Below are 11,885 nucleotides of genomic sequence, written 5' to 3' on the forward strand. Positions count from 1 at the left end.
TGCTTACAAGAGCCGCTTCCGTCGTATACGGGGGCGGCTTTTTTAGTTGATGCGGAGCTGTAAGCTTCACGTAATTTACGGCTTCGCGTTTATCTTGGCGTAATCCGCTTGGGCAGACCGACGTTGCTGTGTCCCGGACAACACTTTCAGTTCTTCGAAGGAGAGGAAACAGATGAAAAAAGGCTTGAAGCTGACCGACATTCTGGTCACCGTCGTTATCGCCGTCGTCTTCGGCATCATTTACCGGGTATGGGGAGACGTGTACAATCTGGCGTCGGTGCCGGGCATCCAATTGGAGCAATTCGTGTACGGCATGTGGTTCATGGCGTCGACCGTCGCTTTCTTAATCATCCGCAAGCCGGGTGTCGCCTTGCTGGCGGAAGTGGCCGCAGCGCTTGCGGAAATGCTGCTCGGCTCGCAATTCTCCGTCGGCTCGTTGACCTACGGTATCGTGCAGGGGCTGTGCGCGGAGCTCGTCTTCGCGGCGTTCGGCTACAAGCGGTTTACCGCGGTCGTTGCCGGCCTGGCCGGAATGGCGTCCGGCGCGGGAGCGCTCGTGTTCGACTATTTCAAGAGCTACTTGACCGAGCTGCAGCCGTGGAACCTCTCTTTGTATATCGTGCTCCGATTTGTCGGTTCGTTCCTGATTACCGGACCGCTCGCTTACGCTTTGGTTAAAGCGCTGGAGAAGACCGGCGTCACGCAGCTTGTCCGCCCGGCAAGCCTTGACGATTACCAGGCGCTGGACCGGAAATGAGCGGCGCGGAGCGGACCGCGCACGTATCGGGGCTGCGCTTGAAATTTCCCGGCAGTCCGTCGCTGCTGTTCGACGGCTTGAGCTTCGGCGCCGACGCAGGGCAGAAGGTGCTGCTGCTCGGGCCTAGCGGCTGCGGCAAATCGACGCTGCTGCAGGTGTTGAGCGGCTTGATTCCGCAAGCGGTCGACGTGCCGGTCAAATATGACAGCATCGGCATTCCCCCGTCCTGGGGTTACTTGTTCCAAGACCCCGACGCGCAGTTCTGCATGCCGTATGCAGACGAAGAGATTGCGTTCGTGCTCGAAAATCTTCAAGTGCCGCGCGAGCAAATGCAGCAGCGGATTCGAAGCTGCTTGGAGCAGGTCGGCCTGCGGCTTGAGGAACTGCACACCCCGATCGCCGCGCTGTCGGGAGGCATGAAGCAGCGGCTCGCCATCGCGTCGCTTCTGGCGCTGGAGCCGGACGTCTGGTTCCTCGATGAACCGACGTCGCTGCTCGACCCGGAAGGCACGACCGAGGTATGGGAAACCGTCAAGCGGGTTACCCGGGACAAGACGGTGCTCATCGTGGAGCATAAGATCGACGAGATCGTCGATTTCGTCGACCGGGTTGTGCTGTTCGATACGCGGGCGCGCATCCTGGCCGACGGAGAGCCGGGCGCGGTGTTCAGATCGCATAAGCGTGAGCTTCAGGAGTATGGCATCTGGTACCCCGGCGTATGGGAGGACTACGACCGGCGCAATGCCGCTGCGCACGGGGAGCGGATCAAGCCGGCGGCGACGAAGGAGCCGCTGCTCCGGCTGGACCGCTTCGCCGGCTATTACGGCCCGGTGAAGAAGATCGAAGCGGCGGCGGCCGAATTGAACGCCGGCGACTGGATCGCCGTCGTCGGCGAGAACGGCGCTGGCAAAAGCACGCTGCTTCAATCGCTGATGCAGCTGCTGCGGACCGAAGGAAGCTACGAACTGGGCGGCCGTACGGTCCGGGATTTTGAGGATGTCGCCGACATGGCGGCTTACGTCTTTCAAAATCCGGAAATGCAGTTTGTCGCGCATACGGTATACGACGAAGTGGCGTTTAATTTCCACCGGGACGGCGAGCCGGAACCTGCAGTTCGTGCGAAGACGGAGGAGCTGCTGGCGTGGTTCGGCCTTGAGGGCCACCGCAGCCTGCATCCGTACCAGCTCTCGCTTGGGCAGAAGCGCCGGCTGAGCGTGGCGGCCGCAACCGTCAAAGCGCAGCGGTTGCTTCTGCTGGACGAGCCGACGTTCGGCCAGGACGCAGCGAATACGTTCGCACTTCTGGAGAAGCTCGAAGCGTGGCGGCGGGAAGGAACGACCATTATCATGGTGACGCACGATCCCGACATTGTAAGCCGCTTCGCCACCCGGGTGTGGGAGGTGCGGCAAGGCGTCCTTGCCGCGGATATGAGCACCGAAGCTTACGAGGCGCGGCTGCGCCCGGAGCGGCGGGCGACATTCGAAGAGGTAGGGAGTTGACGAGACGTGCCATTGGCCTGGTCCTATCGGGAAACGTGGCTGCACCGCGTCAATCCGAGCTTTAAGCTGCTCGTATCGGTAAGCCTGTTCCTGCTTGTTCTGTTCACGCATGACATCAACGTGCTTACCAATATCACGTGGATGTATCTGGTGCTGCTCTTTGCCGCCGCCGGACACCCGTGGCGGAGACTGCTGCTGCTGTCTCTGCCGTTTGCGCTGATGTTCGTTTCCTCCTCCACCTCGATGGTGTTTTTCGGCAAGGGAGAGACAACGTGGGTACGTTGGGGGCTCGTGCACATAACGGAGGAAAGCTTCTTCCGCGGGCTATCCATCGGGCTGAAAACCGTAAATGCGGCGCTGATCGGTCTGCTGTTCGGCTTGACCACCAGCCCGGTTGGCTTGTTCTACTCACTTATGCAGCAGTGCCGGCTCCCGGCAAAATACGCCTACAGCTTCATGGCCGCGCTGCGGCTCATGCCGATGGTGGCGGCCGAATACCGCACACTGCAGATGGCGCTCAAGGTGCGCGGGGTCAAGACAAGAAAGGGCGTCCGCGGCTGGATCGATACGCTGAAGCGGCACTCGATTCCGCTGCTGGCGCAGAGCATCCGCCGCGCGCAGCGGATCGCGGTGGCGATGGAAGCGAAGCGCTTCTCGTCCGCGGCGAAGCGTACGTATTATTACCGCATCGGATGGTCGGGCAGCGACGGCCTGCTGCTGGCCGTCACGCTGACGGTCTGGGCGGCCGCTTTGCTGCTCGGCTGGCAGGTTCCGTATTTTCCGGTCGGCGACGTGCGATAGTGATGCGGCAATGGTTGGCTTACCGAATTTCAAGGAGGCAGATTCATTATGAAATTTTCCGAACAAGTGCGTCAAGCGGCGGACGCAAGCTGGCAAGCCAGCTTCGAGCATCCGTTTGTTAAAGGGATCGGCGACGGAACGCTGCCGCTCGATTGCTTCCGGCATTACGTCCTGAATGACGCGTACTATTTGTCCCAATTCGCCCGCGTACAGGCGCTCGGCGCAGCTAAAGCGAATGATTTGCCAACAGTGAAAAGCATGGCGCATCATGCGCAGGGCACCTATGAAGCGGAGCTGTCCTTGCACGAAAAATTCAGCAAGCTGCTCGGTGTCACTGAGGAGGAAAAAGCGGCGTTCGAGCCTGCGCCCACTTCGTATGCGTACACTTCCCATATGATCCGTGCGGCCTATACCGGTCAGCTCGGCGACATCATCGCCGCAATCCTGCCGTGCTATTGGCTGTATTACGAAATCGGCGAACGGCTGGCAGGCTGCACGCCGGAAGAGCCGATCTACCGCGAATGGATCGCGGCCTACGGCGGCGAGTGGTTCCGGGTACTCGTCGAAGAGCAGATCGCCCGGCTGGACGAGCTGGCGGAGCAGGCGACGGCTCAGGACCGGCAGCGGATGCAGAATCATTTCATTCTCAGCAGCCGGTATGAGTACATGTTCTGGGACATGGCTTACCGCAAGGAGACTTGGCCGGTTCTCTAGTCCTTAATAGAGGTTACGAAGGGGTGGGGTATCCACTTCCGACCGCTGTTGTCATCGGGAAATTTTTATTGAAGCCGCTTATCAGCGGATATTTCCCGAAGACAAAGGCGGCCGCTATCGCTTCTCCAGTGGATACCCCACCTCCGTTTGCATCTCTATTTTTGTTAAAGTCCACTTTCTCAACAAGCTCAGGCGCACCGCCGAAAAACGGCGGTACGCCTTTTTCTCATTCAACCGACCGCCGGATTTCACCCAGCATATAGCCGGCGAAATCGGACAGCAGCCGCTTGTCCGGTTCCATGCGGTCTGCTCTGCCGCCGTACCGCTCCAGGCATAGACGAACGGTCTCCCCGTACTCGGAAGGCAGCGCCTGTAAGCCCCATTCGCCGCCCTCGCGTTTCGAAGAAACGACGCCTTCCTTGAGATAATATAAGACTCTGCACAAATTTAAGGCATAATATTCGGGCGCCTCCAGGATGCCTTGGGGAGCGTCCTCCACATCGTGAAGAATGGATTTCACATAAAACCGCTTGTCGATGGGCCGCATCACCTCGCGCAGCGGCTTTCCGTAGAGAGCGTTTCCCCGGTGATAAGCGACCACAAGGTGTGCCGCCAAGTCCGGATCTTCCCGGCCTCCGCAAATATAATTCTCGTCCATCCGGTACTTGTCCCTGTGCAAGGGAGAATAATGAAATTCAAAAGGAGTAGGATAAACGAGCTCGTCCAGGCAGTTCCCCAGGACGACGCTCAGCTCGATTCCGCCTTCGTTCGGCAGTCCGTCGTCGATAGCAAGCAGCTTTTTGGCGATTCGCCTCGCCGTTTCCACTGGCAAGCTGCGGTTGGCAACAACCAGCAGGTCGATATCGCTTTTGTCCGGGTTAAAGCATCCCATGGCCAAAGAGCCGTGCAAATAAATGCCCGCCAGGTTGTCGCTCAGCTCTTCCTTAAACAGGCTAACGAGGTTATCCAATACCGACGGAATAGGCATACGATTCCTCCTTTACCAAAATCGTTTGTCGCTCGGCCGTCACCCTGCGTTGATGATGGCCGGTTTGCTTTTCCGGTACTAATTGCTCCCGGTCAAGACATAGGATAGGTTGACAACGTCTTGGAGGGATGGCCATGAAATATTCCCAGATGACGGCCTGGGACGAACACCGGTTCTGGCTTGAAATATTGGAGGATCACGCTTATTTCATGCGCGATTATTTGTCGCCGGCCGAAGTAAAGTGGGTCGACACGGCGCAGGAATATATCGTAGCGTTCCACCGATTGCGGGAGCGCTTGTACGACGTTGACCGGGACTTGCCTTACGAATCTTCCGAGATGGCGGAGTTCGCCAAGGCCAGCTATTCGGTAGCCGTCGGCTATTTTCAATTCGAGGGGCATATGCAGCATTTGCGGGTGCAAAACCGCATTGTTTTGAACTTGTCGCCTACGTTTCTGAACGGGACGCTGAATGAGAATCAGGAATACCTGCGGCTTCTTCTGTATGCTATCCGGGCGGAGCGGCCCCCGGAGCTTTCGCTGGTCGAATTGATGGACCTGTGGCTGGAGGATCAGCTCGGGCATGCCGTGTTGGCGCGCAACGCCTTAGACCCGGTCGAAATTCCCTTATCCCTCAGGGTACAGCAAGTCGAGCGGGAATTTCAAGCGCATATCATCAAAAACAAAGCGATCAAAGGCTACTTGCGGTTTACTCCGCCGCTGTTTCCGCTGCAGCGGTTGTTCGCCAAGCAAGTGTCCGAGTCCGTCGTGGTCTTCTATCATCTGGTCGAGCATCTCCTCGACTTATACCGGGATTCCCAGCTTTTAAATCGGGCGACGCTCCGCTTCCTGGAGCACCATCTTCCGGAAACGTGTTATTTTTTGCGTAAGCTGGCGAACTTTAATATCGCCATCTTCGAGATCCCGGATTGTCCGCTAACGAAGCCGACCGTAAGGTAGTCTACATCGCAACCCCGGAGCTTTTGATGGTAACCTTTGGCATCACGCGGACCTTGGCTTCGGCTAACGCTTGACCCCAATCGCTCTCCACTTTTTTCCATTGGCCGTAGTGAAAAGCTTTGGCATATACGCCCAGTCCGATCGGATCGATGCGATGCTTCTGAATTTTTGCGATCAGGGCGTCGCACTTTTTTTGGAACTCCTGTCCGAGAGCTTGCTCCAATGGCTTCTTATCTTTCTCGAGGTCGTACTCGAACAGCCGCTCTGTCATATTCACATCAATGTCCATTCGGATATCGAAGGCAAACCGGTTATTCTCGTGCTTGACCTTGATGTCGTACTTCGTATGTCCGATCTCCATGCTGACGTAGGCCATTCGCTGCGCCGCCTTGATTTTCTGGGGCGGAAGGTGCAGCGTGAAAGGAAAGGGTTGTCCCTTTCTTTGCTGCAAAAGCATTAATAGCGCGCTCTCTTGGTTGTTCAGCGAAGTAACGTATGTACCCTCTTTGGACAAAAGAGCCGTTCCCGATACGACGATTTCGTTATCCTTTAGCTTGACCTCCGTCATGGAAGGCGTCCTCCGCGGATCGAGCAGCTGCTGATGAAATTCCTGCATGATTGTTTTTACGGCGGTTCGGCTGGAGTACGCCGCTTCCGTCTGTTCTTTAACGACGACGCCCGGTCGTCCCTTATCCGCCATATTCGCGTTCATAATCTCTCTGACGGAGCCGTCCACAGCGACGATGTTCGCGTTGATCTCGCTTTTCGGATCGCGCATGAACACATCCAGATAATGCAAAATACCGGCACGCTGCAGCAGCTTTTTTCCAACCAATACCGTCTGAATTTTTCCGGAAGCGAGCGGGCCGGTGCTCATCGCATCGAGCCTCGACCTGGCTTGTCTCAGTGTATCGGCGATCGTTTCCGATATATTGTATTTTTGCTTGGCCTCCACACTAAACACCGGGGTGGACGTGAAGACGGTCAACTGCTGGTCGCTGCCGAGATCGGCGCCCGTCATCAAAATAATTTGCCGGTTCTCCAAATACATTCTTCGACCGCACCCGGGAAAGACGAGCAGCAGGGAGAGCGTCAGGATGGCGATCAGGAGTCTTTTCATCGGAATGCGCCCTTTCTAAGCTTACGGAATATTCCTTGGTATACCCATAGGAAGATGGGGAAAATGACAGCCGCGCACAATCCGAGATTGCCCCATAGCTTTCCCAGTCCGGTAATTTCGGAAAAGGATGGAGTGAAAAAGAAGGGCAGCACCAGCCAGCCGAGCATGATCAGACGCAAGTAGGGACGGTGATCCGGTTTGCCGAGCATCCGGCTGATGCCGAATACGGACATGTACAGATAAGGGATAACCGTCATAAACAAGATAAACAAATAGAACGGAAGAAAAATAATTTCAAACCGCTCCAGGATCGGAAGGCGGATGAGCTTCAGCAGGTTCAACGTGGGGTAGACGTACTCCATAATTACATCCTGACTGAAGCGGACGTAGCTGCAGATCGTGATCAGCATAAAAATAAGCATGGACATCGTATTGGCGATAAAGACGCCTTTGACCGCCGATTTTTTGTTCTGCAGGAAAGGGTACAGCATAAACGCGATTTCAAATCCGAGAAAAGAGAGAACGGTCGCTTTGACGGTCGCAAGAATGGGAAGCCATCCCGTTTGTGCGATCGGAAAAAGATTCAGCCAGGTGCTCTCTTGCAAGGTTAGAAACAGGATCATCGGCATCCACATGGTGAACAGAAACACAAATTCCGAAAACCGGCCGATGACCCGGAGCCCTTGCTTGGCCGCCATGTAGACGGGAATGCCGAACAGCGGCATCAGAACGTATTCTTTGGCATTCGGCAAAATCCATACCTGAATAATGTGAATCGACGAGAGCATAGCGATGCTGGCGGAAAAGGAGGCATACAAAATCCACAGCAAGGAAAAGAAGCCGCCGAGCCATCGCCCGAAATATTTGGGGAACAGGTCGAACAGCGAATCGTTTGGATGCTTCTCCATCACTTTAATGATGATGACGCTGAACAGTATGGCGAGCAGCCAGCCGAGCACAATGGCCAGCCAGCCGTCCGGCCCGGCCGTCTCGGCCAAATCGCGCGGGAGGGAGAGCACGCCGATACCAATCTGGGTTTTGTAGATCGTAAAGATGAACTGCTTCAGGTTGATCTCATTGATGGTATATTTTTTCATGACCGGCCGTCACCTTTTCTGATCGTCCCCTTCCCGGCTGGGACCTTGACGTTTCAATTGAGCCGGATTCGCGGAGAACGGTCGCTTGTTCATTTTCCACAGTGGCATGCGCATCCAAACATCTTTCCAATCGATGATCCGGATAGGAGCGACCGGGCTTCCGTACGGAACGCCGACCGACTCCATCGCTATCAGATGCAGCACAAAGATTGCAAGCCCGATCACAATGCCGACCATCCCGAACATCATGGCCAGCACCATCATCGGAAACCGGATCAGGCGCAAAGCCGAAGCCATGTCGTAATCGGGAATAATGAACGACGAAACGGCTGTGATGGCTACGATAATGACCATAATGTTGCTGACGATTCCCGCGGAGACGGCCGCTTGCCCGATGACGATGCCCCCGACAATCCCGACCGTTTGTCCGACGGGAGCCGGAAGGCGGACCCCCGCTTCGCGCATCATTTCCAGCGTAATTTCCATAAGCAGCGCTTCGACAAGCGGAGGAAACGGAACGCGCGCCCGGGATTCTCCGATCGACAACAGCAACTGCAGCGGAATGACCTCGTAATTAAAGGAAATGACCGCGATATAGAGCGCCGGTAAAAAGACGGCTACAGTAAAGCCCATAAATCTCAGCAAACGTGTAAAGGACGCGACCATCCAGCGTGTGCTATAATCGTCCACACTCTGAAAAAATGACGTAAATGTCACAGGGCCGATCAGTACGCTGGGCGAGCGGTCGACGATGACGACAAATCTCCCTTGCAGCAATTGGGCGGCAGCCGAATCCGGGCGTTCCGTGGCGATAAATTGCGGGAAAGGCGAGTACGGGTTGTCCTCGATCAATTCCGCCAATTCCCCTGTGTTAATAACGGCATCGATATCCAACTGTCGAATACGGTCTTCGATTTCCTTCAACACTTCGGGATGAACGATATCGGCCATATATAAGATGGATACCAAGGTATTCCCCCGGCGGCCGATCGTTAGCTCCTTGATTTTCAGCTCGCGGTGCGGGATGTAACGGCGGATCAGCGCAATGTTCTGGGTTCCGGTTTCGACAAAGCCTTGATGCGCGCCCTTAAGCGATGCTTCGAGCTGCGGGTCTTCGATCGCTCGCTGCGGCCATCCTTGCGTATTGAAAACGACCGCTTCGCTGCGCCCATCCTCGAATAAAATGCTGACGCCCTGCAGCATGGCCATTTCGAGATCGGACCACAGACTTAAGGTCCGGACATTCCCGACGTTCACCCGGGGCAAATTGCCCGGCGCGTCCGCATCCGCTTCGAATTGAAGCGGACGCAGTACGTCGTCGTTGAGGGCTTTTTTGTCCGTAAGCCCGTCCAAATAAGCGATGGCCGCCTGGTTGCCCGTCTGTTTGATCACGAAGTGGCGTACGACCAAATCGGGCGTCTGACTGAACAGCTCATGCAAATCGGCAATATTTTGCGCTAATACGGAGCTGATCGGAGTATTCAGCTTGTGGTTCGCCTGCGCCTGCGCCGCAAAGCTCTTCTTTCCTCGAATCCAATTATGCAAAAAAGCCATGGCGATCATCCTGTGTGTTAGAGAGAATAAGTTACACGTTAGGATGTGGTTTCCATGGCAAAGTTATACGTCATCATTTCGAACCGAAGAGATAACGAACGCCTACAATGCATCACTTGCAGCGCTGAAAGCATGGGCCAAATATACAAAAAGGAACCACCTGCCGGTGGCCCTTTTAGTTGTTCTATAGCTTTAAAGCTCTTTTTGTAAAAAAGAACGCTTAAATAAAACATATACTGCAAGCGACGATAACGAGCAAAATGAAAAGAACGAGAATAACACCTGTGGAAGTAAAACCTCTAACACAACTCATTAGTCAACACTCCTTATATAATATTGAGTATCGGCTTGCTCCCTGCCAAGTACTCATGATCTTAGTGTATTCGGTAACAAAAAGTTTGTTTGGACAGTTGACAGGTACCAAATGTCATGAAATTATATATGCCCCGCATATCACGAGGTCTTCCGACGGGTCGGACCGCCTGCGGGTGCTGGCGCCCCCGAAATATGGCAAGGCATGAACCCTCTCTTGAGACATTTCAACTGTTCTTGTCCAAAATTCAACAAAAGCATACAATCAGAGCTTGGCAACAAGCGGACGAGCTGATAACCACCTCTCAGCAAAATATCTTTGTCCCTCCGTCTCATTTCACGGCGGTTTCCCCATTCAAATCTTCATCCGTTATCGAATATCTGATCAGAAATTCATACCAATATTGATCAAAAGAAATTTTGTTCCTGTCCTGTAAGGTTAAGTATCGATCCCATAATCTCATCCGGAGTTTTTCCAAGTCAGTCGTTGGCTCCATGCAGCATTCTCCTCCCAGGGCGCATGATCAACTTTATGAGATCAGTCTATGGGGATGTATCCAGAAGAAGCACGGTATTTACCCAATAAGAAGAAATAAAGATCTCTCAAAAAAAAAATAGAACCAGCCTGTTACGGCTGATTCCATAAGCTCATGCTCTTCCGGCCCTAGCGCTCCGGATGCTTCGGTTTAAGCTCGGGCATCTCCAGAACGGCCGAAATGTTGCACAGCATGCCATTCGCCATGAATATGCTGACTGCCACCTCCGGCTGCGGGATGCCCGCTTCGCGAAAGCGCGCCTCCACGTAAGCCGTCACCTGATGCATGCCTTCCCGCATCACTTGGCGGATCGGCTCTTCCTTGATGACCATCGCTTGCATCTGCAAAACGATCTCATGGTGATGCGTGCGCATCAGCTCTTCGTAAGCTTGAATCATCGCCTGCTCCAGCCCGTCCGAAGACGCATCCACCCCCGAGAACGCACGGACGACGCGCTCGAAGGCCAGCTTCAGCGCAGAGGCGAACAGCTCCGCTTTGGTTTTGAAAAATTTGAACACGTAAGGCTGCGAAATGCCCACCCGTTCCGCAACTTGCGCCGTAGTGGCGCTGTAGTAACCATGCTCCGCGAACACCGCAACGGCGGCTTCCAATATTTCTTCTCTGCGGTTCGCCGCGGCAGGCTCGCCGGTCTTCGATTTCATCTTGCCCATCGTTCCTCCTGCGAAACCGGAGTGCTCCGGCCGATCTCCTCGATCAGTTAGTTATTAATTACTAACTGTACTATACGCGGACCGGCCGGAAATTTCAAGAAACGATTTCCTCCTCCGGCGGAAACAGCCACGCCATCGCTTCCGGAAAACGCTTGATAAAATATTTCGACTCGTGACCCGCGCCGTCTTCGATCTCAAGCCGCAACCGGTCCCCGGTGAACCCGCGCTCCGTCAATATCGCATGCGCTTCGCGGGTGTACGGTACCATCATTTTCTGGGCGCTCGGTTTATGGATGCCTTCGATGCTTCCGACATACATATAGATTTTGCGTCCCGCTGTCTCCATCGGCTTCGTTCTCACATACTCCATGAAGTCCGGATACCAGAAGGAAGCGGACAGCAGCCCGAACCGGCCGAATACTTCGGGATACAAATAAGCGGCATAAAGCGAGACCAAGCCTCCGAACGAGCCGCCGGCGATGCCCGTCTCCTCCGGCAGGCGGGATGTCTGGTACTTCTCATCGATCCAGGGCTTCAACCGGCCGGTAACGAAGGCGAGATATTCGGCGCTCTTTCCGCCGAAATTCCGGGACTTGTCCGCCAGCGAGGGGGCAGACCACGGCGTGTATTCGTCATTCCGGTCGAACGGCGTAATGCCGACGAAGATAAGCTCGCGCAGCTCCCCGCTCTTAAACCCGCGTTCCAGCTCCTCCATAGAGGAATCGAACAAATAGCTTCCATCTTGTACGTAAACGACCGGGTATGCCGCCCCGCTTGTAAAATACGAAGGCGGGAGATAGACGGCTATCTCCCTGTCATCGAACGATTCGACTATGATTTTTCCCTGCATGACGCCCTCCCGGATTGGGCCAGTCCT

Annotated in this window: 12 protein-coding genes; 5 read left to right on the forward strand and 7 right to left on the reverse strand. The window is 55.0% G+C overall.

Annotation, left to right across the window (positions count from 1 at the left end; all coding sequences use genetic code 11):
- Window positions 1-172: 172 nt before the first annotated feature.
- The 4 genes from QJ48_RS08490 to tenA are packed head-to-tail and all read left to right on the forward strand — an operon-like array spanning window position 173 to window position 3,771.
- Window positions 173-757, forward strand: a complete 585-nt coding sequence (locus QJ48_RS08490) for an ECF transporter S component (protein ID WP_054973204.1) — start codon at window positions 173-175, stop codon at window positions 755-757.
- Entirely contained in the window at window positions 754-2,256 is a 1,503-nt protein-coding gene (locus QJ48_RS08495; protein WP_054973205.1) for an ABC transporter ATP-binding protein, read from the forward strand. Before QJ48_RS08490 ends, QJ48_RS08495 begins: the two co-directional genes overlap by 4 nt.
- Before the next feature lie 6 nt (window positions 2,257-2,262).
- Window positions 2,263-3,057 (forward strand): energy-coupling factor transporter transmembrane protein EcfT, encoded by a 795-nt coding sequence (locus QJ48_RS08500; RefSeq protein ID WP_054973206.1) that lies wholly within the window; start codon window positions 2,263-2,265, stop codon window positions 3,055-3,057.
- Between the two features lie 48 nt (window positions 3,058-3,105).
- Window positions 3,106-3,771, forward strand: coding sequence for a thiaminase II (tenA, locus tag QJ48_RS08505; protein ID WP_054973207.1), 666 nt, complete (start codon window positions 3,106-3,108; stop codon window positions 3,769-3,771).
- A 226-nt stretch (window positions 3,772-3,997) separates the two neighbouring features.
- Here the strand turns inward: tenA and QJ48_RS08510 are convergent, their stop codons facing one another.
- Entirely contained in the window at window positions 3,998-4,759 is a 762-nt protein-coding gene (locus QJ48_RS08510) for an aminoglycoside adenylyltransferase domain-containing protein (protein ID WP_054973208.1), read from the reverse strand.
- 134 nt (window positions 4,760-4,893) lie between these two features.
- On the opposite strand from QJ48_RS08510, the gene QJ48_RS08515 reads away from it, so the two are divergent.
- Complete coding sequence (locus QJ48_RS08515) at window positions 4,894-5,718, forward strand: DUF2935 domain-containing protein (RefSeq protein WP_054973209.1); 825 nt, start codon at window positions 4,894-4,896, stop codon at window positions 5,716-5,718.
- A 1-nt stretch (window position 5,719) separates the two neighbouring features.
- On the opposite strand, the gene QJ48_RS08520 is transcribed toward QJ48_RS08515, so the two are convergent.
- The 6 genes from QJ48_RS08520 to QJ48_RS08540 form a co-directional block, all read right to left on the reverse strand.
- Window positions 5,720-6,838, reverse strand: coding sequence for a Ger(x)C family spore germination protein (locus tag QJ48_RS08520; protein WP_054973210.1), 1,119 nt, complete (start codon window positions 6,836-6,838; stop codon window positions 5,720-5,722).
- The gene (locus QJ48_RS08525; RefSeq protein WP_054973211.1) at window positions 6,835-7,935 is read right to left on the reverse strand and encodes an endospore germination permease; all 1,101 of its coding nucleotides are present in this window, start codon (window positions 7,933-7,935) and stop codon (window positions 6,835-6,837) included. Before QJ48_RS08525 ends, QJ48_RS08520 begins: the two co-directional genes overlap by 4 nt.
- 9 nt (window positions 7,936-7,944) lie before the next feature.
- Window positions 7,945-9,489 (reverse strand): spore germination protein, encoded by a 1,545-nt coding sequence (locus QJ48_RS08530; protein WP_054973212.1) that lies wholly within the window; start codon window positions 9,487-9,489, stop codon window positions 7,945-7,947.
- Between the two features lie 220 nt (window positions 9,490-9,709).
- Window positions 9,710-9,802, reverse strand: a complete 93-nt coding sequence (locus tag QJ48_RS38590) for a dihydroorotate dehydrogenase (protein WP_100085706.1) — start codon at window positions 9,800-9,802, stop codon at window positions 9,710-9,712.
- Window positions 9,803-10,465: 663 nt separating this feature from the next.
- The gene (locus QJ48_RS08535; RefSeq protein ID WP_054973213.1) at window positions 10,466-11,008 is read right to left on the reverse strand and encodes a TetR/AcrR family transcriptional regulator; all 543 of its coding nucleotides are present in this window, start codon (window positions 11,006-11,008) and stop codon (window positions 10,466-10,468) included.
- 94 nt (window positions 11,009-11,102) lie between these two features.
- Window positions 11,103-11,858 (reverse strand): alpha/beta hydrolase, encoded by a 756-nt coding sequence (locus tag QJ48_RS08540; RefSeq protein WP_054973214.1) that lies wholly within the window; start codon window positions 11,856-11,858, stop codon window positions 11,103-11,105.
- Between the last annotated feature and the right edge of the window lie 27 nt (window positions 11,859-11,885).

This window comes from Paenibacillus sp. A3 (assembly GCF_001399685.1).
Classification (GTDB): Bacteria; Bacillota; Bacilli; order Paenibacillales; family NBRC-103111; genus Paenibacillus_G.

What these genes read in the sequence shown, in the direction of transcription:
- QJ48_RS08490 (WP_054973204.1), top strand. Translation starts at nt 173, where the DNA reads ATGAAAAAAGGCTTGAAGCTGACCGACATTCTGGTCACCGTCGTTATC.
- QJ48_RS08495 (WP_054973205.1), top strand. Translation starts at nt 754, where the DNA reads ATGAGCGGCGCGGAGCGGACCGCGCACGTATCGGGGCTGCGCTTGAAA.
- tenA (WP_054973207.1), top strand. Translation starts at nt 3,106, where the DNA reads ATGAAATTTTCCGAACAAGTGCGTCAAGCGGCGGACGCAAGCTGGCAA.
- QJ48_RS08510 (WP_054973208.1), bottom strand. Translation starts at nt 4,759, where the DNA reads ATGCCTATTCCGTCGGTATTGGATAACCTCGTTAGCCTGTTTAAGGAA.
- QJ48_RS08515 (WP_054973209.1), top strand. Translation starts at nt 4,894, where the DNA reads ATGAAATATTCCCAGATGACGGCCTGGGACGAACACCGGTTCTGGCTT.
- QJ48_RS08520 (WP_054973210.1), bottom strand. Translation starts at nt 6,838, where the DNA reads ATGAAAAGACTCCTGATCGCCATCCTGACGCTCTCCCTGCTGCTCGTC.
- QJ48_RS08525 (WP_054973211.1), bottom strand. Translation starts at nt 7,935, where the DNA reads ATGAAAAAATATACCATCAATGAGATCAACCTGAAGCAGTTCATCTTT.
- QJ48_RS08530 (WP_054973212.1), bottom strand. Translation starts at nt 9,489, where the DNA reads ATGGCTTTTTTGCATAATTGGATTCGAGGAAAGAAGAGCTTTGCGGCG.
- QJ48_RS38590 (WP_100085706.1), bottom strand. Translation starts at nt 9,802, where the DNA reads ATGAGTTGTGTTAGAGGTTTTACTTCCACAGGTGTTATTCTCGTTCTT.
- QJ48_RS08535 (WP_054973213.1), bottom strand. Translation starts at nt 11,008, where the DNA reads ATGGGCAAGATGAAATCGAAGACCGGCGAGCCTGCCGCGGCGAACCGC.
- QJ48_RS08540 (WP_054973214.1), bottom strand. Translation starts at nt 11,858, where the DNA reads ATGCAGGGAAAAATCATAGTCGAATCGTTCGATGACAGGGAGATAGCC.